The sequence below is a fragment of the Rhizobium sp. BK196 genome (genome assembly GCF_014193255.1).
Lineage (GTDB): Bacteria > Pseudomonadota > Alphaproteobacteria > Rhizobiales > Rhizobiaceae > Rhizobium.
The window spans coordinates 289476-309948 of sequence record NZ_JACHZB010000003.1; the positions used below are offsets into that span (position 1 = coordinate 289476).

General features: G+C 59.9%; 20 protein-coding genes and 1 tRNA gene. 7 read left to right on the plus strand and 14 right to left on the minus strand.

The window, feature by feature from the left end:
• Positions 1 to 74: 74 nt before the first annotated feature.
• The gene (locus tag FHT78_RS12560) at positions 75 to 287 is read right to left on the minus strand and encodes a hypothetical protein (protein ID WP_183743991.1); all 213 of its coding nucleotides are present in this window, start codon (positions 285 to 287) and stop codon (positions 75 to 77) included.
• A 183-nt stretch (positions 288 to 470) separates the two neighbouring features.
• On the opposite strand from FHT78_RS12560, the gene FHT78_RS12565 reads away from it, so the two are divergent.
• Positions 471 to 704: a DUF982 domain-containing protein gene (locus FHT78_RS12565; protein ID WP_183743994.1), complete on the plus strand. Its 234-nt coding sequence runs from the start codon at positions 471 to 473 to the stop codon at positions 702 to 704.
• A gap of 15 nt (positions 705 to 719) precedes the next feature.
• Here FHT78_RS12565 and FHT78_RS12570 read toward each other — a convergent pair whose 3' ends face one another.
• Positions 720 to 953, minus strand: coding sequence for a hypothetical protein (locus FHT78_RS12570; RefSeq protein ID WP_183743997.1), 234 nt, complete (start codon positions 951 to 953; stop codon positions 720 to 722).
• A 502-nt stretch (positions 954 to 1455) separates the two neighbouring features.
• On the opposite strand from FHT78_RS12570, the gene FHT78_RS12575 reads away from it, so the two are divergent.
• Positions 1456 to 1532 (plus strand) — tRNA-Pro (locus tag FHT78_RS12575).
• Between the two features lie 171 nt (positions 1533 to 1703).
• Here the strand turns inward: FHT78_RS12575 and FHT78_RS12580 are convergent.
• The 3 genes from FHT78_RS12580 to FHT78_RS12590 form a co-directional block, all read right to left on the minus strand.
• On the minus strand, positions 1704 to 2021 hold the full coding sequence (locus tag FHT78_RS12580; protein WP_183743999.1) for a hypothetical protein: 318 nt from the start codon (positions 2019 to 2021) through the stop codon (positions 1704 to 1706).
• 180 nt (positions 2022 to 2201) lie between these two features.
• Entirely contained in the window at positions 2202 to 2417 is a 216-nt protein-coding gene (locus FHT78_RS12585; protein WP_223216504.1) for a hypothetical protein, read from the minus strand.
• A gap of 97 nt (positions 2418 to 2514) precedes the next feature.
• Positions 2515 to 2979, minus strand: a complete 465-nt coding sequence (locus tag FHT78_RS12590; protein ID WP_183744005.1) for a YbhB/YbcL family Raf kinase inhibitor-like protein — start codon at positions 2977 to 2979, stop codon at positions 2515 to 2517.
• Between the two features lie 404 nt (positions 2980 to 3383).
• Here FHT78_RS12590 and FHT78_RS12595 point away from each other — a divergent pair, with 404 nt between their 5' ends.
• Positions 3384 to 5357, plus strand: coding sequence for a protein-L-isoaspartate(D-aspartate) O-methyltransferase (locus tag FHT78_RS12595; RefSeq protein ID WP_183744008.1), 1974 nt, complete (start codon positions 3384 to 3386; stop codon positions 5355 to 5357).
• Between the two features lie 64 nt (positions 5358 to 5421).
• Here the strand turns inward: FHT78_RS12595 and FHT78_RS12600 are convergent, their stop codons facing one another.
• Positions 5422 to 5688, minus strand: a complete 267-nt coding sequence (locus tag FHT78_RS12600; RefSeq protein WP_183744011.1) for a hypothetical protein — start codon at positions 5686 to 5688, stop codon at positions 5422 to 5424.
• 79 nt (positions 5689 to 5767) lie between these two features.
• Between FHT78_RS12600 and FHT78_RS12605 the strand changes: the two genes are divergently transcribed.
• Positions 5768 to 6022, plus strand: coding sequence for a hypothetical protein (locus FHT78_RS12605; RefSeq protein ID WP_246715298.1), 255 nt, complete (start codon positions 5768 to 5770; stop codon positions 6020 to 6022).
• Positions 6023 to 6227: 205 nt separating this feature from the next.
• A complete protein-coding gene (locus FHT78_RS12610; RefSeq protein WP_183744017.1) occupies positions 6228 to 6860 on the plus strand; it encodes an outer membrane protein in 633 nt (210 codons plus the stop codon).
• A gap of 33 nt (positions 6861 to 6893) precedes the next feature.
• On the opposite strand, the gene FHT78_RS12615 is transcribed toward FHT78_RS12610, so the two are convergent.
• From FHT78_RS12615 to bcsN, 6 genes are all read right to left on the minus strand, one after another.
• Positions 6894 to 7562, minus strand: a complete 669-nt coding sequence (locus tag FHT78_RS12615; protein WP_183744019.1) for an HAD-IA family hydrolase — start codon at positions 7560 to 7562, stop codon at positions 6894 to 6896.
• A 101-nt stretch (positions 7563 to 7663) separates the two neighbouring features.
• Positions 7664 to 10135 (minus strand): cellulose synthase, encoded by a 2472-nt coding sequence (locus tag FHT78_RS12620; protein ID WP_183744021.1) that lies wholly within the window; start codon positions 10133 to 10135, stop codon positions 7664 to 7666.
• Complete coding sequence (locus FHT78_RS12625; protein ID WP_183744024.1) at positions 10132 to 11178, minus strand: glycosyl hydrolase family 8; 1047 nt, start codon at positions 11176 to 11178, stop codon at positions 10132 to 10134. The genes FHT78_RS12620 and FHT78_RS12625 overlap by 4 nt, the downstream gene beginning before the upstream one ends.
• Positions 11175 to 13661: a cellulose biosynthesis cyclic di-GMP-binding regulatory protein BcsB gene (locus tag FHT78_RS12630; protein WP_183744026.1), complete on the minus strand. Its 2487-nt coding sequence runs from the start codon at positions 13659 to 13661 to the stop codon at positions 11175 to 11177. Before FHT78_RS12630 ends, FHT78_RS12625 begins: the two co-directional genes overlap by 4 nt.
• A complete protein-coding gene (gene bcsA / locus FHT78_RS12635; RefSeq protein ID WP_183744029.1) occupies positions 13658 to 15856 on the minus strand; it encodes a UDP-forming cellulose synthase catalytic subunit in 2199 nt (732 codons plus the stop codon). Before bcsA ends, FHT78_RS12630 begins: the two co-directional genes overlap by 4 nt.
• 54 nt (positions 15857 to 15910) lie before the next feature.
• Positions 15911 to 16891 carry a cellulose biosynthesis protein BcsN gene (bcsN, locus tag FHT78_RS12640; RefSeq protein WP_183744032.1) on the minus strand — a complete coding sequence of 327 codons (981 nt, stop codon included), beginning with the start codon at positions 16889 to 16891 and terminating at the stop codon, positions 15911 to 15913.
• Positions 16892 to 17306: 415 nt separating this feature from the next.
• Between bcsN and FHT78_RS12645 the strand changes: the two genes are divergently transcribed.
• On the plus strand, positions 17307 to 17627 hold the full coding sequence (locus FHT78_RS12645; protein ID WP_183744035.1) for a DUF1236 domain-containing protein: 321 nt from the start codon (positions 17307 to 17309) through the stop codon (positions 17625 to 17627).
• 33 nt (positions 17628 to 17660) lie between these two features.
• Here the strand turns inward: FHT78_RS12645 and FHT78_RS12650 are convergent, their stop codons facing one another.
• Positions 17661 to 19298, minus strand: a complete 1638-nt coding sequence (locus tag FHT78_RS12650; RefSeq protein ID WP_183744037.1) for a response regulator — start codon at positions 19296 to 19298, stop codon at positions 17661 to 17663.
• 191 nt (positions 19299 to 19489) lie between these two features.
• Here FHT78_RS12650 and FHT78_RS12655 point away from each other — a divergent pair, with 191 nt between their 5' ends.
• Positions 19490 to 19831 (plus strand): response regulator, encoded by a 342-nt coding sequence (locus tag FHT78_RS12655; RefSeq protein ID WP_183744040.1) that lies wholly within the window; start codon positions 19490 to 19492, stop codon positions 19829 to 19831.
• Between the two features lie 96 nt (positions 19832 to 19927).
• Here FHT78_RS12655 and FHT78_RS12660 read toward each other — a convergent pair whose 3' ends face one another.
• Complete coding sequence (locus tag FHT78_RS12660; protein ID WP_183744043.1) at positions 19928 to 20470, minus strand: MerR family transcriptional regulator; 543 nt, start codon at positions 20468 to 20470, stop codon at positions 19928 to 19930.
• Positions 20471 to 20473 lie beyond the last annotated feature (3 nt).

Sequence of the window (20473 nt, forward strand, 5' to 3'; positions counted from 1 at the left end):
GGACGATGTGTCGATCGAGCAGAACTGAGCTCAGCACCTTTTCTGCACAGCTTAAGTATTCTAACTGGGAAGCTTTAGAGATAGGTCTTGGCGAGAGTGGTCAGCTTGCCGCTATCCTTCACGCCTTGCTTGTAAAGCTGGATGAGGGCCGCGCCGATCCTATCGGCTTCTGGCGTGCGCGGAGCGATGCCGCTCTCATCGCAAACCTGAGTCAGGACCTGGGACAGCAGGTCGATATCTTCCGAAAAGAGCGGTAAATCCTGGGGATGAACTGACGATTTCAACATCGCGCCGCATTTCCCTCGAAGGGCATAACGCATCATTCTGCGTAGCCGACGCCCTCCCTGCCAGCCTTGTCCATATTATGCGCGTGGCACAAAACTTTAGCAACTACGCAAATCAGAATCGGGAACAATCTCTTGTCTCGTGCGTTGCAGGCCGTTCGAAATTCCATCTGGAATGACAGAGCCGTGAGCGAAAAACGCTTTCCCTCGCCCGTGAGGGTCAAATCTCCAAGCAGCAGCTTCATCGTTTCAACTGCCTGGGAAGCTGTCGAATATCTTAGGCGCTGGCCGGCCAAGCGCAGACGTGAATACCAGAGTGGCTTCCAGCACTGTCTCGATGCAATGGATGGGCTGAGAAGTCCTCCCGCGGCACGGGCGTCTTTCATGACGGCTGCTAGGGCAGCCGGGCTGCTGCTATGAGGATCGACGGACTGATCAGAATTCGCCTCGGAATTTCAGCCGGCCGCTCGCCGGATAAAGCTGCGACTGGTTGAAGCCTTCAACGATTACCTTGGCGCCGATCGCGGCCACATGCTCTTCGGCAAGATCCGCCAGCGCAAGGGCAACCTCCCCTTCCGGCCAGCCGGCTTTGACGGCCTCGTCGGAAAGAGCTTTAAATGCAGCGGCAAGCGTCTGCCGGCAGTCCTGTCCGTTATTGTCAATCGTCATGAGCCCGAAACTATGCTTTTCACGATTTCTCTTCCTTATACGCCCGGCAGCAAAATTGCGAATAAATTTTAATTTCAAGAACTCAAAACCGACGACACCGCAGGCACAAGCTTTAATCACGTGTATATCTCAAGTTAGTGCAAATAAATCACCTCTTATAAACAGAGGCATCGGGTGGAAATTCTATAGAAATATTGCACCATAAATTTATCACCTTAAAAACTACAACTGAAAATCTATGCAATCTGCGTAAACCTGACCTGACGCGAATTGCTCGCGAGTGGAAGGATTTCCATGCTGTTCCGGCGTAGGCAGACTATTGCCGCAGACTTTTCCGACGGTCGTCAGTGGGGTACGATAATATCAAACCGCACTAAAGGGGCAGGAAAAAGCCTCGCTGCAGACATCCTCCTGGACAAGTTCCGTTTTATGATCATGGCGACATTTTTCCCTTGCGTCCAAAAACCGAAGAGTCTAACAGAAGCAAGCCGTTTCGGCAGGTCGGGGCGTAGCGCAGCCCGGTAGCGCACTTGACTGGGGGTCAAGGGGTCGCTGGTTCAAGTCCAGTCGCCCCGACCATTTAATCCCTTGAAATCTCAGTCCAAATAACCACCATAGCTTGACAGCCAACCGAGGCTTAGGTGGCGGCCCTTGCCGTCTAGGCATGACTGGCGAATTGAGCCCGGCTCTTCCTTGTGCCCTAGCAGCCGGCGATGTTCGCCGTTCAAGCAGCGCGTAAGAGAGCGGGATTCAGTGGACGGTGTGGGGCAACCCGTCCCAGGAGGATGTCAGGTCTTCGAGTATGACGAGGAGTTTTTCGAATTCGGAAAGAACCGAATGGAATTCCTCGTTGTCCAACGAGGCGATCTGTGGAGCCTTGATCGAAAGGGATCCGATAAGTCGCTCGATCCACACGCATCGGTCTGCAGGCACATGACCGAGAATATCTTCCCGGTATTCCTGCAGGTAGTTTTGGATGCGCGCCACGAGAACACGGCGGTCGGGTGCTCCAAGCGTTGCAAGATTGCTTCGAGCCGTCTGCAGTTCAGCGATGATCGATGCCTGCATCTTTTTTCCCCTCGGTTTCTTCAGCCATCCCTGTGGCGGCCGAATACCACAGTCGCCAAGCTTTCGACACGGACCAAGGTCTGAAGTGACCGATGTGTGCAATCCGAGTCTCCCGGGTACTCGGCGATCTCGGCGGAAGAACGTCCGGAGGATGCACGCGGTTGGGCATCGCGAATGCGCCTAGTGCAGCGTACCCCAGCGCGCATCCCATTCGACGCCTTCGCACAGTTCGATGAGGATTTCGCTGGCTCCGTGCAAATGGCTGCGGGCAATCTGAAGCGCGGCTGCCGGTTCCATCTCCTCGCCCGGAAATACACTGTCGTCCTTACCCTGGCCGGTCACCTTGCGCACGAATCCGCGTATCTCGTCGCCGGAATGATAGAGCTTGACAACCATGTCGCCCTGCTTTTCCTGACCTTCTTGGAAGTGCTTATAAATAGTCAACATATCCTCCGCACGGCTATCACCGAGCAAGATGGACCCCGGCTGCCGATTACCTTTGTTCAAAGGTGCCGGTGAGCGAGGCCTCAGCGATCATATGCTTCTGTGCCTCTCGCCACATAGCCTGGATGCCGGCCGATGCCGGCATTGACAGAGCCGGGACGTCGAGTGCCGCCAACTTGAAGTGATAGTGATGTATGCCGTGGCCTTTGGGCGGCTGCGGGCCGTCATAGCGGCCATTGCCAAAATCATTGTCGCAGAAACGCAGCCCTCCGTTCGGTGCCGTGTCGCTGCTTTCCGGCAATGCATTGCGATCACCCGGTATATTGAAGACGCCCCAATGACTGAAGATTCCGTTTGGCGCATCCGGGTCTTCGACGATGAGAGCAAAGCTCCGTGTCGCGTCCGGCGCTCCGGCCCATTCAAGGCGCGGCGCGATGTTTTCGCCGAGCCGCGTGTACTTGCTTGGAATTGCGGAGCCGTCCGCGAAAGCGGAACTCTTGAGTGTGAATGACACGAAGACCTCCTTCTGCTGCCGGAACCGGCAATGCCTGTTCACCGGACGATAATCCGAGGATCGCTACATGCGCGTCCCAACGTGGCCTAAGCGCCAAAGTTCCCGCCTTCACCGCGTTTGCTCGACGAATAGGGAACCTTTTCCGGCAGCTGTTGTTCGAATGACGAGAAGGTTGCCTTTGCCCGCGACATCAAAGGAAAAATGCGATGCGGTCGGCATTCATCGCGTCGGCGGTCACGAAGTCCTGAAATCGAGGCGATCGACAAGAACCATATGCTCGCGGAAAGATCGTTCTTCTCGTGCTTGGGTGATCATTCGTGCCTAGATGGTCGAAGCTTCGTGTCGGATTGCAGCTGCGGCATCTGACGATCCCATGCAGACTTGCCCGGCAAGAGAGGTCTCTCATGAACCTAATCCGCAATCGCGACCGCATGGTGGAGCAGCACATTGTCCGCCGCGGCATTCAGGACAAAACCGTCGCCCGCGCAATGCGCACCGTACCGCGCGAGATGTTCGTCGATCCGGGCTTCGAAGAATTCGCCTATGAGGACGCGCCGCTTTCCATCGGCCAGGGCCAAACGATCTCGCAGCCTTTCATTGTAGCGCTGATGATCGAGAAGGCCGATCTCGAAGCCGGGGACAAGGTGCTCGAAGTCGGCACCGGCTCCGGCTATGCGGCCGCAGTCGTCAGCCGCATAGCAAGACATGTCTACACGGTCGAACGCCATGGAGCGCTGGCACAGCAAGCACGCGAACGCTTTGGCCGGCTCGGTTACAGCAATATCGACGTCCGCATCGGCGACGGCAGCAAGGGGTGGGCCAAGGCCGCTCCTTTCGACGCCATCATCGTCTCGGCCGGTGCACCGGAAGTACCGCCCTCTCTGAAAGAACAGCTCGATCTTGGGGGACGATTGATCATCCCCGTCGGCCACGACGACGGACAGCGTCTCAAGCGCATCATCCGCACCGGTGCGGACGCGTTCGAAGAGGAAGATCTCGGCGGCGTATTCTTCGTTCCGTTGATCGGTGAGGATGCCTGGACCGCAACGCATCCGCTCTACACCTCTGCCGCCCAACCCGAAAGAACACCCGCGCAAATGATCTCGGACGCGGCCGAGACATTTTCGTCTGTCGACGACGAAAGCTTCACACATCTGTTCGATCGCTTTGCCGACAGCCGGATCGTTCTTCTCGGTGAATCCACCCACGGCACGGCCGAATTCTACCGCGCACGCGCCGCCATCAGCCGGTATTTGATCGAGCGCCACGGCTTCAATCTGATCGCGGTCGAAGCCGACTGGCCCGATGCAGCCGCCATCGATCGGTTGATCGCCGGCCGAAGCCTTTCGCAAGCCCACCCCTTCGAGCGTTTTCCCGTCTGGATGTGGCACAATGAGGAATTTATCGAGTTCATCCGGTGGATGCGTGCGGAAAATATCAGGCGCCAGGCCTCGCGCATGGGTCCCATCCGTTTCTACGGGCTCGACCTCTACAACATGGCAGGGTCCATTCGCATGGTGATCGATTATCTCGAGCGCGTCAGCCCTGACGCTGCCGTGGTCGCCCGCGAACGCTACGGCTGCCTCAGCCCCTGGCAAAACAACCCTGCGACCTATGGGCGCGCGATCCTCAGCGACGCCTATAAATCCTGTGAGGACGCCGTATCGCAACAATGCCAGGAGCTCTTGGCTCGATCTTTCAGCGAGAATGATGGCAGTGACGATGGCTTTCTTGACGCCACACAGTCGGCGAGGCTCCTGGCAGCGGCAGAGCGATATTATCGCATCATGTACTACGGCGGCTCGAAAGCCTGGAATCTGCGTGACAGCTATATGGCCGAAACGGTCGAACATCTCCTAGATTTCCACGGGCCGGCCGCTAAAATGATCGTATGGGCGCATAATTCCCACATCGGTGACGCACGCTTTGCCGAGATGGCCGCCGCTCGTGATGAACTCAATCTCGGCCAGCTCTGCCGACAGCGTTTCGACGGCATGACCAGCCTCATCGGCTGCGGGACGCATTCCGGCGAAGTTCTAGCGGCAAGCGACTGGGACGGGCAGGCTGAGAAGAAGAGGATCAATCCGGCTCTTGCAGAAAGTTACGAGCATCTGTGTCATCAAGCCGGAAAGAAATGGTTCCTCCTCGATTTCGAGCGCAACCAGGATCTGCATGCCGAGCTCATAGACCAACGGCTTCAACGTTTTATAGGTGTCATCTACAGGCCGGAAACCGAACGGATGAGCCACTACATGCTGACCTCCCTGCCCCAGCAATACGACGCTTTCGTGTGGTTCGACGAAACACATGCGTTGACGCCGCTCTACCAGCAGCAAGCAGCGGGAGGCGGTCAGGAAACCTTTCCTTTCGGCCTTTGAGGAGTGGTAATGGCAAGCAGATGCGAGTCACGATCGATTGCCTTGCAGAGCGTGCGACGGGTCCTCAGCGTGATTCATCCGTCCATATGCGGCGCTCGCCGCGGTAGATGTACTTGCCCGAGCCTTGGCGGGTGTTGTCGCGGTAGTAATCTCGGCGATTGCGGTTGCGGTCGTCACCGGCGCAACGCTCGGGAAAGCGGCGGCAATCCTGGTAGTTTTGCTCGCTGACACGCGGATTTCTGGGATCGACAGCCATTGCATTACCGGCGGGCATTGCTAAAGCTAAGGCAAGGACGACCCTGATCATTTCATTCTCTTCAATTGCTTGCATACCAGCTGCCGGAGTTTATCACATGCTGCCCAGCCGCACACTTCTCATCGGCGTGATCGCGACGCTGGCCTCCTCGCATATGGCATTGGCAGAAAACGTCCGGTTCCGGAACGCCAAGGAAAACGAAATTCGTCAGCTTCTGAAGGGTGCCAGCGACCTGCGGAAGGCATCGAACGGCTATGAGTACCGTCAAGGCAATAAGAACGGCTACAAAATTTCTGACGGTCAGATCTGCGTTCTTTTCCCCAATAAGCAGACTGACTGCATTTCGATCAAGACGGACGGCAACGTGCTGCAGATGATCGACAACAAGGGCAATCGCATCAAGTTCTAGGGCTTGCCGGCTTCTGTCCTGCCAAGCAGATCGGATCCATCCAGTCGGGCCGTCCCCTTCCTCGGAACCATTACCCAAAAACCGCGTTAGAAACCCATGATTTTGCGGGTGGCTTACCCGCGGCCGCGATGCGCCATGCGGTCTTTGTCCGAGGCAGTCGGATCTCAAACGAGTTTTCAGCCGGATTTTCCGGAAGGGGGAAATCATGAAATGTCACTTCGTATCCACCGCCGTCGCCAGCTTCCTCGTCAGCGGCCTCGTCGCCGGCTCGGCCATGGCGGCTGATGCCATCGATGAGATACCGGCCGCACCGGCAGCCGAGATCGCGCCGGTCTTCACGTGGAGGGGTTTCTATGCCGGTCTGGGCGGCGGGCCGACCTGGGCCAATGGCGATTTCGACGTCTTTTCCGAAGACATGAATGGTGGCCTGATCACCGGCTTCGTCGGCTATAACTGGCAGCTCGACAATAATTTCGTCTTCGGCATCGAAGGCGACATTTCCTATAACTGGGACAAGTCCGATGTCGGCCCGTTTGAAGTCGGCCTCGAAACTGCCGGCTCCGTCCGCGCCCGGCTCGGCTATGCGATCGATCGCGCTTTGATCTATGGCGCGGCCGGCTGGACGGGTGCACAGGTGCATATCGACGGTCCCGCCGGCGACGACAGGGATACGCTATCGGGCTGGACGATTGGCGCGGGAGTCGACTACGCCTTCACCAATAATGTCTTCGGCCGGCTGGAATATCGCTACAATGATTACGGCAGCGCCGATCTGCTCGGACTCGACGGCGACATCGACCAGCATGTGGTAATGATCGGCGTGGGCTATAAATTCTGAAGCCTTCTGCCTTAGACTATTCGGGCTGCCAGACTAAGCGGCGGACAGCGCGAGCTTGCCATCCGCCGTCACAAGCGGCTTCCAGGCGGCATAGTTGGCGATCGTGAAATGCGGCGTCTCGAAGGGCGTTGTATGGGTTTCGGTGATGACAGTGACATCGGCTCCGGCACCCTCGCCAGCGAGAATGCCCGCAACCGCATCCTCGAACACCAGGCAGCGAGCGGGATCGACGCCAAGGCGGCTTGCGCCAAGCAAATAACATTCCGGGCTCGGCTTGCCTGACGAGACTTCTTCACCGCTGACAATCATCTTAGGCATGGGAATGCGTGCGGCGGCCATGCGGCGGAGGGCCAGTTCGATCGGCGCGGAGGTGACAATCCCCCAGCGGTCCAGGGGCAGCGCATTCAGAAAGCGGATGGAACCCGGGATTTCGGCGATGCCCTCGAAATCCTCCATCTCCTCCTTCAGAAGCAGCTTTGCCTCCGCAATCGGATCGACGCCGGGAAGGCTGAGCTGGCGGATGGAGTCGGATGCACGAACGCCATGGATGGTCTTCAGAAGAACCTCAGGCTCGAAACCATGGCGAAGCGCCCATTCGCTCCAGACGCGCTCGACGACGGCGATGGAGTTCAGCACGGTGCCGTCCATATCGAAGAGGAAAGCATCGTAGGTCTTATCGAGAACGCGATGAGAAGCGGACAAAGGAAGGTTCCTTGCGAAGCGGAAAGCTGTCAGGCCTTCCGCGACTAGCCGAGCGTAGGGGCGACGTCAATCTAAAGCATGTCGCGAAGATCGCGACGCGCTTAGTCATTGACCTCGGGGTGGGTAATGTTCTTCACATCCGCGAGGCCGCGTGTGGCATCACGATTGCCGGTAGCCGCGGCAGCCTCGAAAACGCGCGTAGCGTCGCCATACATCTTCAGATTCATGTAGCTGTAGCCACGCAGCACCATGAGATCGACGCGCTCCTGCTGCAGCTGGGCGCGCTGGTCGAGATAAATGAGCGTTTCGCGATATCGGCCGCCTTCGAAGGCGGCGAGCGCGCGATCGGCAAGGATCGCCACCTGCAGTTCGGAGGCGCGGTCGCGGTTTTGCGGCGCCTTGGTAGCCGCGACCGCTGCCCTATTGGAAAGGCCGGCGCGCAGATAGGCGAGGCTCTGACCGTAGGCGGCATCCTCACGCTCCTTGCGCACAGGACTTGCGAGCGCCGCCTCGAAAGCCTTCACCGCTTCCATAGGCCTGTTGATGTCCATCAGGCACCAGCCGCGTGTCAGCGCATCGCCGGGGCTGAGGCGGGCGGGATCTATTGTGGTGGAGCAGCCGCGAATCTGGCGCGGACCGCGCTCGACCGCGACCGCCTGCATGACCCGCGCGGGCCTTCCTGGCACAACGGACTGGGCCGGCGCAATGGGCTGGGGCTGCACTTGCGACTGCTGGGATTGAAATTGCGCCGGGGACTGAGGCTCCGGCTGGAAGGCCGCGCTGCGTTCGGTCGGCGCTGATTGGACTTGCGGTGCTGCGGGCTGAACTACCGGCTGCGACTCGGACGCAGAGCCGGGGGCCGGCAATGGAGCGTTGGTTCGGGAGCCGGCAGACTTATCGTTCAATGTGGCAATGCGGACCGAACGACCGGCCCAGAGACGCTGGATCTCGGCAACGCCGGCATGGTCGTTCAACTGCTGGCGGGTGACGGCAAGGCCATAGGCTGAGGGTTCGTCATCCGGATTCCAGCGCAATCCCGTCTCGAACCAGCGGGCGGCCGTTTGGAACTGGTTCAACGAACGGGCATACCAGCCGAACTGCTGGGCCGTCGGCACGTATTTCTGCTGGATGATGGTGGCGGCGATGCGGCCGAGCACCTCCTCGCTCAGATCGGCCGGCGGCTGCAAGGCCATCAGATTGGCGGTCGCGGCAAGATAGGTGGCGGTCGCTTCCTTGGAATCGTCACGCCATTTATACATGACATCCTCCGCTTCCTGCGGCGACTTGCGGGCAATCAGCGCCAGCGCCAGGCCCTGCGAGGCAACAGCGGAATCCTGTTTGGCGTGGGCGATGCGGAACCACTTCTCGGCATCCGCCTCGTTGTTCCGGCGAAGCTGATACCAGCCGAGCAGCAAGGCGTCGGAGGGCAGCCCCTGCTCTTCGGCAAGCCTCTCGACACGGGAGATATACTCGGAAGCGACATCGAGCTTGGCATCGTCGTTGCCATCGGCAACAAAGCGGCGGGCAAGATCATCGCGAAGGCTGTCGAATTCTCTGACACCGTTGGCATCTGCAGGTCTTTCGAGAGAAAGCAGCGCCTGCATCGGTCCGTAGGGCAGAAGAGCGGCAGCCTTCTGGATCGTCGCCACGCGTTCGGCCGGCTCGGTGCAGTTCTTCAGGATGTAGGTATAGGCATCCTGCCCGCGCTGCTGCCTGTTCGTCTCAATGAATGCCTCTGCGACGCGCCAGAGCACATCTATCTCAGCGCAGGTCAGCAGGCTCGGCGTCTCGGCTGCGATGTCTATGACCGTCGCATACTGCTTGAGATCGGAGGCATTGACCAGCCGAGTCCGGGACTCGGCAACGTCCAGTCGGTCGAGCAGATCGGCTGGCGGTTGCCAGTTTTCGGCCGCCTGACGATCGGCGATCGCCTTGCGCAGTTCGGCATAACGCCCCTCCGAATAAAGCTGCCACATATTTTCGAGTTGCCGGTCGCCGTTTTGTGGAATGGCGAGCGGATCGGCGGGCGGCACCCAATTCGGGTAGAGCGCCTGAAGGCGGGAGATTTCCGCCTGCAGACGAACCTTGTCGCCGCGGCTTGCGAAATAACGAAGGGCGCTTACATCGACAACCGGCTGCTGGCTTGCTGCCATGCCTGCCGGGGCCGGATTGGCCGGCGCTGTGGCGACACCGGCAGGGGCCGCGGGTGGCACGGTCAGCGGGACGACCGGAACCGGGGCCAACTGCTGAGACGGAGCGGTTTTCTCAGCTTGGCCTGTCTGGGGTTGGCTCGTCTGAGCTTGGCTTGTCTGGGGCAGATCCGTCTGGGCCGGGTTCCGGGGCTGATCGGCGGTATCATCCTGTGTCGCGGCCTGAATTCGTTCCGCCACGGTCTGCACATCGATCGACTGACTGGACGTGCTATCCGGCCCCTTGATGCGGCCCATCATCATGAGTTCGGGGGTCCCGCCACCGAAGCCGAAACGTTGCTGCAATGCCTCGCGGTCCTTCAGTCCGGCGATGAGGGTCGCCACCAGGACTGCTGCCGTGATCGCCACGAAAGAAGATTTCACAGGCACTCTGGATGCTTCTCCCCGACATAAGCCAGCCCCAGAAGCTGAAGCGTTGATGGATAATAATAGACAGGCGCAAATTGCAGCGCTTCGGCTGGAAGCTTCGTTCCGTCTAATACACAGGCCACAACGTGGTTAACAATTTCATAACCAGGGTCGGAAAGCTCCGTCTTCGACCGCCCGGTAGTCAGATCGATAGTGGCGGTTACGCCGTTTGCGGTCATGCCTTCCTTGAGACGCGTCAGCAGCGCCCTGTCGGTCACGCCGCCCCGCACCAGATAGAGCGGGATGCGGATCGCGTTGTAGCCGAACTCGGCTTCGAAACCCCAGGCCGGTTGCGGCTGACGCTTCAGACTCACCCATTCGGCGGGCAGCTTGCGCGGACCAAACTGCATGGCTTTGAGCAGCGAGTGGCCATCGTCCGTCAGTTTCTGCCACAGATCGGACGGTGCAAGTGCTGCCATGACGGGTAGCGCTTCATAGACCCAGTAGGACGGGTTGATAACGGGGCCATCGTCGCGATCCGCGCCGGAGAAGCCTTCCGTACCGGGCATCAACAGGGTGCGGCCGCCGAAACTGGCCACAGTTTCCGAGAGTGTCGACTGCGCCATGCGGGTGGCCGCGGTGATATAGTCGGCGCGGTTCCAGGCGGATCCCGCCAGCGCAAGCGCATAGGCAATCAATATATCGCCATCAGATGCATTGTTCGTATCGGTTACATGCGGGGTGGCGGAGGGATCCCATTTCCACACGGCAAGGCCGTCATTGCGCAGCAACAGTTCGGTGCGGGTAAAATACCAGATCTGCTCAAAATCCGCCGGCCTTGCGGCGAGATAGGCAAGCAGCAGGCCGTAGCCCTGGCCCTCACTATGGCTGATATTGCCGTTGCCGTTATCGATGATGCGGCCGCTCGGATCGAGAAACTTTGCCTTATAGGCGGCCCACGCCTCGCCGCTGATCCGCGGCTGCTGGGCAGAGGCAGGCTTACCGGCAAACGAAAGCATCATCGTGCCTGCCAGCACTGCGGCGATCCAGGCCTTCATTTCGACCTGCCAAGCCTTGAGAGCATTCTGGACGTAGCCAGACCGATGAGCAGCGACAGCGCGACCAAAAGGAAGGAATAGGAGAGGATATTCGTCGACAGCCAGTTGGCGGCGATCAGGCGATAGTTGGCGATCGATAAGCCGGCGGTGGGTACGAAATCGAAGCGCGTGACCGGCACACTCTCGATCTTGCCGGTACGGCTGGAATAGGTGGTGACATGACCCGCAATCTGCGGCCAGTTCGCCTGGGAGGCCAGGGAACTTAGTCCCTCGCGCAAATCCTTGGCCGAAGGCGCGGTCACGACGGTCCATGTGCCACCACCATCCGGGCTCTTGCCCTGGGCGACCATCAGAGAGGTCACATTCGAAGGCGTGAAGACCTGCTCGGCATTGGGAACGAATTGCAGCGAGGCGCCGGTAATATCGAAGTTTCGGCGCAGCCATTCGCGGAACGCCGCGATGCGGCTTTGCAGCGCGCCCCCGCTGATGCGCGAGCGCCATTCTTCCAGTGCCTTGCCGTTGTCGATCTCTGTCGGCTGCGAATCCGTCACCGGACGCCAGGAAGCCTGGCTGGCAGTTGCGACATTGACCTGGGTGAGCGCCGTTGCCGGCATCTGCGAAATCGAGCCGATAAAAATCGCACTGCGATCGCCGATCACGCTCGGCGAGGCGACGGTATCGATTGCGATCGGATGGCCGGCCGCAATCGCTAATTGGCCAAGCAGGGTCGCGGTGGCCGAAAGTGTATCGGCATCGGTACGGTCGATGAACAGCGGTGTCGGATCTGGACTGCGTCCGTAAGGGTAGGATGTACCGGCCATGGCCGCGAGGTTTGGTCGCTGCCCGACACGGGCGAAATCGGGCATGTGAAATTCGGACGTGTCAAAAAGTGCAAAACGTGGCGCCTGCGACGCCGTTGCCCCGGGGGCGCAGGCCGCATCGTCCTCAGTCATCAGGACTGCCTCGATGGCGATCGAATTCAGGCCCGGCTTGAAGTGCCGCATGGTCACGCGGATCGGAAGCTGGCGAAAAATACCGCCGTTGGTCGTGGCGATCGGCACTGTGGAGGCGATGTTGCCATTCACATAGACGTCGATGTGGCTGCCGGGAAGCACTTTGCTGGAATAGGCGGCATCGAGCAAGACTTTCGCCTCGCCATAGGCATTGGCATAGAAATCGGCCGGCACGGCGACATTGAAGCCTGTGCGAAAGCGGCGACCTGAGAAATCGACGGTGCGTATGCCGAGTTGCGAAAGCGGGATGCGCGTATCGCCGAAGAGAAGCGGCGCGTCAGGCGCCGTCCAGCGCTGCGTGGTCAGCACGTCGCGGCGTATTTCAGGGGCACGATCGGTCGGAGACACGATAGTATCGATCGCTGTCGAAACCGCCTGCCAGGACGGACCGCTAATCAAAAGGACGGGCGAACCACTGCGCGGGTCAGTGACAAAGGCGGCAAGTGGTGCGCTTTCAGCCCCCTGAGGAAGGCTCGGGAAGATCGGCCGCAGCTCGGCCGCGGTACCGACGAGTACCGCCATCTTGCCGGGACCACCTGCCGGCAGGGAGCCGGTCCCGAAGGCAAAAACCTGGTTCGGCATGCCGCTCAAGAGTGACAGGCCCTGCGCCAGACGCAGAAGCGGCTTAGTGGTGCCAGGTTGTTCCATCGCCGGAACGACCAGATCGAATTCCGTCTTGCCGGTGCCGTCGACGCCGATGGCGCGGATCGCATCCGTGCCGGAAAGCTGGCCGGCATCGCGGCCGGCAAAGCTCAGATAGGTGCCGGCCGGATCGATGTTCGACCATAGCTCATAGGTGGAGTCGATGCTGCAATCAGTGCGGTGGCGCTGATTGGCTTCGAAGGTGATGAGGTTAGCACCGGGTTGCAGGAGACCCGGAGGAACGTCGAAGCTGACCGCCGACGGGCTGTCGGGTGAACCGACCTGCTGCTGGCCGATTGCACGGTTGTTGATGAACACGGTCAGCTGCGACACTTCGGGAGCGACGACGACGGCGTTCTGATAGGTGAAAGTGAACCGTGCCTTCGCCGCCGCCTGCTCCGTCGTCAGATAGATCGACCATGACCTACGGTCATATTCACCACCGAGGCCTAGTTCGGAGAAGGGCACGATATAGCGCCTGAAATCACCGATCTGCGGAGCGACCGCGACGGAACGGACGGCAGGCTGCGCGGCCTGCTGTGGCTGGGCCTGTGCCGGGGCAGAAGGCGTTGCCGGCGCCGGTGCAGATGTTGGAGGAATGGCGCTGACCGGCGGCGCTGCAGGCGCGGGAGGCGGCATCGGCTGCGGGGCAACCGTCTGCGGCACGACGGGAACAGGAGCCGGCGCGGGCTGGACGGGCAGTCTCAGGCGCGGAGCAACCGGCGCACCCGCCGGACGTTCGCCGGACATGTCGAAAGGGCTGATCTGCGCATAAGCAAAAACGGATGTGCCGACCAGAAGAAGGGAAGCGACGAAGAGCTTTCTCATCCGGCGTTCGCCTTTGCGGCCTGCTGCTGTCGATGCGCCTCGCGCTCCGGCCGCATGCTGCGGAAGAAATAAACCAGGCCACGGCTCGTCTGATAGAGCGATAGGCCGAGGAACCAGACGGTGCCCTTGATGAGACCGGGATTGCGGCGGCGCGAAGCCTGGAACTGGCTCCACTGATCGGAATTGGCGAAGATCAGGTCGGCGATGAGACGGTGATCGAGCGCGCTTTTCGGCTGATACTGGCAGCCAACATTGGTAATATCGCCCGATGGTTCGATGTTGCGGACGATAAGCGGCAGAGTTTCGAGATCGGCGCCGCTATAGGGCCGGAAGCGGATTTCCCCGAGCGCGCCGACTTGCACCGCATCGAAATGCTTGCTGAAGACGTGCAAACGCGCGCCGTGGACGGAGACATCCTCGATAGAGGCCGTGTACCACTGATCGCCGATGCAGAATTCGCAACGGCGGTTGACGCGCACGCGCCGGGAGGACGCCCTCTCCCCGCGCTCGGAGACGACGCCGAGCGCACAACCGGCAAGGATGAGGTTAATGACGTTCCAGCCGCCGACAACTAGGGTGACGTCCGCCTTATAGGGTTCGGCATAGATCTTGTAGATGGTGATCGCGACGGCGATGATCTGCACTGCGAAGATCACAAAGAAAGGTCTGCTGATTTCCGACAGGCGGCTGACTGAAATGGATTCATCCTTGGCGGTGACCTTGAAGGTCGGCTTGCGCGGATTGAGCATGACCGAGATGACAGCCGGCAACAGGTGCACCGTCTGCACATATTCATAAAGTTCGGAAATCCAAGGCCAGCGGAACGATCCATAGAGATAGTTCTGCATCATCAGGTTCACGATCATATAGGCAAGCGTATAGGCCAGGAACTCGCCGCCGGAGGCCGTGAATATCTGCAGATCGAAAAAGAGATAGAAGAGCGGCGCGAAGAGGAAGATCGTGCGCGGGAACGGAAACAACCAGAACAGCGACGAGGACATGTAGCAGAGGCGCTGCGGCAGCGTGAGGCCGCGTTTGAGCAGCGGAAAGCGAAAGCGCAGAATCTGCATCATACCCTGCGCCCAGCGGCTGCGCTGGCCGATGAAACTTGCGAAGGTTGCAGGCTGCAGGCCCGCGATCAGCGGCTTGTCGAGATAGATGCTGTTCCAGCCGGCGCCGTGAAGGGCGAGCGCGGTCTCGCAATCCTCGGTGATGCTGACACCGCTGAAACCGTTGGTGGATTGCAGTGCGCGGCGGCTCAGCACCGCCGCCGAGCCGCAAAAGAAGGCGGCATTCCATTTGTCGAGACCGCGCTGGATGATGCCGTAGAACATTTCGTTCTCGCTCGGCATCTTGTCGAAGGTGCGCAGGTTGCGTTCCAGCGGATCCGGATTGATGAAGAAGTGCGGCGTCTGGACGAGGAAAAGCTTCGGGTCGTCGTCGAAATAGCCGACCGTCTCCAGAAGAAAGTCGCGCGCCGGCGCATGGTCAGCGTCGAAAACGGCGATCAATTCGCCCCTCGAATGCTGCATGCCGTTGTTGAGATTGCCTGCCTTGGCATGTTCGTTGCGATCGCGCGTCAGGTAGTTGACATCGAGATCGACGCAGAGCTGCTTCAGCTCGGCATGGCGGGCGGCGGCGGCCTGCGCTTCGATCAGCTTGCCGGAATTGCGCTTCTGCAATGTACCGCCGTCGTCCAGCAGCCAGACGTGCAGCTTGTCGGCCGGATAATCCATCGCCTTGGCCGCGGCGAGCGTATTGGCAAGCAGGCCGGCATCTTCGTTGTAGGACGGCACGAAGACATCAACATGCGGGAAGCGCTCGAGCTTGCCGGCGCGCGAGGGGCGCGGCGGCAGCGGGGTCGCGACAATGAAGAGCGACAGCGCCAGCATCATCACGCTATACATTTCAGCGAGATAGAGCAGCAGGCCAGGAATGAAGTTTGCAAGCTGGTTAACCGGCGGCAGCGTATTGGTCGTGCGCCAGTAGACGTAGCGCAGCACGATGGACGTACCGAAGGCGAGCGCCACGAGACGCCATGTGCCCTCGCCCTTCAGCACCTTGATGAGCGCCATGATCGTGACGACGGTGATGCTGGCGATGAGTTGGGTCTGCAGATTGACGGGCAGCGTGATCAGGGCGATCACACAAAGCGACACCACAGCCCATATGAGAACACTGCCAGCCTTACGCATGAACGTCCCTTCGAAATGGCTCAACCGCTGCGCATCCGTGCATTGGGATATTTGCTATTTCTGGCAGGCGGCCGTCATGGCCGCGTCCCCTATGCAATCAGGCGAAGGCACGGTCACACCGATCGGCCTTGCCGGTTGTTGGATCGGCGCTGGCGTTTCTGCCGGCGGCTCTATCGCATTCGTCTGTATGTCGTCATTCGGCAACGGCACGCGAGGGCCGACGGGCGGCTGCAGGACCGGTGCGGCATATGACGGCTGCGTCCGCACCCGGCGCACGGCCACGGTCCTCGGCTGGCGTACCGCCGGAGCGGGTTCGTAACCGATCGGCATGGTATTCGGGCGATAACCGCCCTCATCCGGATAGATCGGCGCGCCGGTCTGGCCAAGCGCTGGATTGGCCGGCGGCGGTGCGCCATAGGGGTTCCAGATATCACCGTCGAAAGTGCCGGTGACGGTGTACCCGTAGACAATACCGAGAAGCTGGCGCTCGGCGGCGCGGGCATCGCAAAGGCGCAGGCGGATCTGGATCATGCCGAAATTGCGCGCCTGCGTGTGCGCGGACTGGCTGGAGCGGATCTGCTGCCAGGCGTAAATGCAGGTATCGCCGGCGCGGCTGCGGCCCGACGCATAGCCGAAGGGACCGTAACTGTTCTGCAGGAAGGTGGCTGAGGTCGCCATTGGAACGCCGGGAACCGCGCGCGCCATCTCCCGGGCGATATCCCCTTGCCGGATCATCCTGTAGGAATCGCTGCTGGCGCCCGAATTGACGCCGGACGCGCCGAGGAACTGCGCTTTGAGGAAATTCTGGCCGGGGACCGATGAGGAGGTAAACAGCGATATCGTCTGTTCCACGCCGTTTCCGCGCTTTCGCTCAATGACGCTGACGATCGACGGACCGCCCGGAGGTGGCAGCACAAGGGCCTTTTCGGGCTCTACGCTCTCAGGTCCGGCCGGCTGGCGCACTTCACCTGTCGACGTGCAGCCGGCTATCATGGCCGAAATGGCCACCACCGATATCGTCTTCGGAAAATGCATATCCTGGCCGTTGCTACCGTTTATTAATCTTTGTCTGAGGGACAAAGCGCGACGAATTTCCGAATCAACAACCCCTATCTCATTCATAGGCATAAACGATGCCCATGGTTAACAAATGGTCAATATCTCGCCCACAGTTGCACCGGGTAAAGCGAGCGCACGCTCCACCTTTGAGGGCGCAACAAAAAAATAATCGACAGCTGGCAAAGGACGCCCCGGAGGCTCTCAACCTCGCTCGACTCGTTCTCCGCCTTCATCTCAAAGATATGGGATGCGAGGCGCCGTCTCCGGGACGGCAGGGTCGAACTCAACGACCAATCAAACCGATTCCGACCGACCGCCTGCGCTTTGCCGGCGGAACCATGAAGCATGGCTGGCGTTTTCCCGGTGGCTGGGTAGGAAGAGGAGAATATCCATGCGCAAGACCATGCTGGCCACGGCCGCCCTCATGCTGACCGTCAGCTCTGCCGCCTTCGCGCAGAGCAGCGTCATCGTAACCGATCCGGCGCCGACCGCTTCGACCGTCGTGCTTCCGGGGGAAGTACGCACCTATGTGATGGAGCAGAGCGCGCCTTCCGTCGTCTATGACGGCGACATCACTGTCGGCGCAACTCTTCCCGACACCGTGGAAATCCATAGCGTCCCCAACGCGGACGGCTATGGCTATACCGTCATCAACGAGCGCCGCGTGATCGTCGAGCCACAGACACACCGCATCATTCAGGTTCTCGAATAGGCTTTCGACAGGATGATGAGGTCTTGCCAGGCCTCACGCCTGTCCCGCGGGAGGCTTGCTGTTCAGCACCTCGCGAACCTTATGAGCGAGCTGCTCCAGGCTGAAGGGTTTGGCAAGGAGCGAGACGCCGTGGTCCAGTACGCCATTGTGAACGATGGCATTGCGGGTATAGCCGGTCGTGTAGAGTATCCGTATTTCCGGCCACTTCTCCATGACGGCATCAGCAAGCTGGCGGCCGTTCATCTGCGGCATAACGATATCGGTGAAGATGAGATCCACGCGTTCTCTCTGCATAACATCCAGCGCTTCGGGACCGCCTCCGGCCTGCAGCACGCTGTAGCCGAGTTCACGCAGGCTCTCGGCCGTCATTTCCCGTACACTCTGGTCATCCTCCACCACGAGGATGGTATCATCGACGCTGCCCTGCGGGATCGGCCTCATGGACGGCTCCGTAAAACGTGCGTCGCCGGAACCGACACGGCGCGGGAGATAGATTTTGACCGTCGTTCCGCGGTCGATCTCGGAGTAGATCTTGATGTGTCCCCTGCTCTGCTTGACGTAGCCATAGACCTGGCTGAGGCCGAGGCCCGTGCCCTTGCCGGGACCTTTCGTAGTATAAAAAGGATCGAAAGCGCGTTCCAGAACCTCGGGCGACATGCCGATGCCGGTATCCGTGATGCTGATCATCACATATTGGCCGGCCTCCACTTCCTGGTGCATGCGCGCGTAACGGTCGTCCAGTTCGGTATTGGCCGTCTCGATGGTCAGATGCCCGCCATCGGGCATGGCGTCGCGCGCGTTGACAGAGAGGTTGAGGATGGCGTTTTCAAGCTGGCTCAAATCGGCGAAGGTCGGCCACAGGCCGCCGGCCAGAACCGTTTCGATCCTGATCTGCTCGCCCAGCGTCCGGCGCAGCAGTTCCGACATGCCGCCGACCAGCTTGTTTGCATCTATGATTTCCGGTGACAGTGGCTGCTGGCGTGAAAAGGCGAGCAGGCGCGCAGTCAACACCGCAGCTCGCTGCGCTCCGTCCCTGGCGCTCTGGATCGAGTTCAGGAGGCGTGGATCCTCCCTGCCGTTCAGCCGCCTCTGGGCAAGATCGAGGCTGCCGATGATGATCGCCAGCATGTTGTTGAAGTCGTGAGCGACGCCGCCAGTCAACTGGCCGATGGTTTCCATCTTCTGCAACTGGCGCACCTGGGCCTGGGCGGCGGCATGCTCTTCCATCTCCCGCTTGAGTTCGTCGGTGCGCTCAGCGACAGTCTCCTCTAGCTTCCTGTTGAAATCGTTGAGCGCTTCGCGCAGATGCGATTGCCGGCCGTGCGAGACGATGATCGCCTGCATCAGACCGACGATGATGAATGCATTGACGACGAAGGTCGAAAGGCCGATCCATTGGCCGAAGGTGACGGGCCAGAAGATGTCGTGCGGCTCGACGAAGAACTGCTGGACGACAAAGCCCGACAAGATGGCGGCGGCCGCCCCTGGCCCGGCACCGCCGATGAAGCTTGCGATCAGCACTGCGGGCAAGAAGCTCAGAAAGGGAAAGCCGGAGAGATAATCGCCGGCCGCAACACGCAGCAGGAAGGTGAGCGCAACGGCGGCGACAGCGAGCGGATAGGTCAAAACCGGCCTATGACGCAGCCAGTCCGTGGCGCTCAACAAATCCATTTCCCAGCCTCTTCCCTTCCGTTACGAAAACGGGCCTCAAGCTTTTGCACATCGAAACCGGCCGGGCAATATGCCGTTTTCGCATTGCGGCGTTCCAGCCTTGACGAGTAGCCGGCTCGCGACAGATAAGCCGTAATGCCGAGCAAAGGGCCTGACGCGGGTCCACGCGAGGGTAAAGGGCGGACGGAACTATGAAGGATATATTCGTCGTCGAAGACGATGCACTGATCGCCATGCTGCTCGAGGAAATGCTCGAGGATCTCGGCTACCGCGTCAGTGCCAGCGTTCCGGATCTGGAGCAGGCACTCGATGCGGCCCGGAACAAGGAGTTCGACGCGGCTATCCTCGACGTATCGTTGGCTGGAAAGAGCTCGTTGCCGGTCGCAAAGCTTCTCGAGGCGCTCGGCAAACCCTATGTCTTTGCGACGGGATATGGCAGCGCGCCGGAAGGCAGCAGTTCCAGCCAGCCTGTCCTCAGAAAACCGTTCCAGCTCTCCGATCTCGAAAAAGCGCTGAAAGGCATGCAGGTCTGAGGTGAATCGCGACCTTTCAGATTCGTCCGCCGCGCTTTAAATTCTTGTCTCACGTATGTCGTCACTACAACCGCTACGCACGTTTGCGCGACGTATTTAGCGCACCTGATCGAGCAGACGCTTGCATTCCAGGAGATCGTAGAGTGCTTCCTGGAGAAGCGCTCGATCCTCTTTGCCGACACTCGACTTGCCGACCGAGATTTCCGGCTGATCGTCCTCACCGCTGACGAAATTGAAGAAGCGGCGCGTGATCGGGGGCTTGGCGCGGCCAACGATCTGGTCCTCCTCCGCCATGGCGATGCGCGGTTCACCCGCGACGGTGTCGTTCACGCTGGCCGAGAGTGCTTCGACGCTTGCAAGATCACCGTGACCAACCGCGACGACAAACTTGTTGCCGTTTGTCTTCAAGAGCTTCTGTACGCCCTTGATCGTATAACCGTGATCGTAGAGTAGATGGCGGATGCCTTTTAAAAGGTCGACATCCTCCGGCCGGTAATAACGCCGGCCCCCACCACGCTTCATCGGCTTTATCTGCGGAAAGCGGGTTTCCCAAAAACGCAGCACATGCTGCGGCAGGTCGAGATCATCAGCAACTTCGCTGATGGTGCGAAACGCATCCGGGCTCTTGTCCAACGTCATACT

Excerpts from the sequence above, each read along its gene's own strand:
- FHT78_RS12560 (WP_183743991.1), bottom strand. The coding sequence starts at position 287 with ATGTTGAAATCGTCAGTTCATCCCCAGGATTTACCGCTCTTTTCGGAA.
- FHT78_RS12570 (WP_183743997.1), bottom strand. The coding sequence starts at position 953 with ATGACGATTGACAATAACGGACAGGACTGCCGGCAGACGCTTGCCGCT.
- FHT78_RS12580 (WP_183743999.1), bottom strand. The coding sequence starts at position 2,021 with ATGCAGGCATCGATCATCGCTGAACTGCAGACGGCTCGAAGCAATCTT.
- FHT78_RS12585 (WP_223216504.1), bottom strand. The coding sequence starts at position 2,417 with ATGGTTGTCAAGCTCTATCATTCCGGCGACGAGATACGCGGATTCGTG.
- FHT78_RS12595 (WP_183744008.1), top strand. The coding sequence starts at position 3,384 with ATGAACCTAATCCGCAATCGCGACCGCATGGTGGAGCAGCACATTGTC.
- FHT78_RS12600 (WP_183744011.1), bottom strand. The coding sequence starts at position 5,688 with ATGCAAGCAATTGAAGAGAATGAAATGATCAGGGTCGTCCTTGCCTTA.
- FHT78_RS12605 (WP_246715298.1), top strand. The coding sequence starts at position 5,768 with ATGGCATTGGCAGAAAACGTCCGGTTCCGGAACGCCAAGGAAAACGAA.
- FHT78_RS12610 (WP_183744017.1), top strand. The coding sequence starts at position 6,228 with ATGAAATGTCACTTCGTATCCACCGCCGTCGCCAGCTTCCTCGTCAGC.
- FHT78_RS12625 (WP_183744024.1), bottom strand. The coding sequence starts at position 11,178 with ATGAAGGCCTGGATCGCCGCAGTGCTGGCAGGCACGATGATGCTTTCG.
- FHT78_RS12630 (WP_183744026.1), bottom strand. The coding sequence starts at position 13,661 with ATGAGAAAGCTCTTCGTCGCTTCCCTTCTTCTGGTCGGCACATCCGTT.
- bcsA (WP_183744029.1), bottom strand. The coding sequence starts at position 15,856 with ATGCGTAAGGCTGGCAGTGTTCTCATATGGGCTGTGGTGTCGCTTTGT.
- bcsN (WP_183744032.1), bottom strand. The coding sequence starts at position 16,891 with ATGCATTTTCCGAAGACGATATCGGTGGTGGCCATTTCGGCCATGATA.
- FHT78_RS12645 (WP_183744035.1), top strand. The coding sequence starts at position 17,307 with ATGCGCAAGACCATGCTGGCCACGGCCGCCCTCATGCTGACCGTCAGC.
- FHT78_RS12650 (WP_183744037.1), bottom strand. The coding sequence starts at position 19,298 with ATGGATTTGTTGAGCGCCACGGACTGGCTGCGTCATAGGCCGGTTTTG.
- FHT78_RS12655 (WP_183744040.1), top strand. The coding sequence starts at position 19,490 with ATGAAGGATATATTCGTCGTCGAAGACGATGCACTGATCGCCATGCTG.
- FHT78_RS12660 (WP_183744043.1), bottom strand. The coding sequence starts at position 20,470 with ATGACGTTGGACAAGAGCCCGGATGCGTTTCGCACCATCAGCGAAGTT.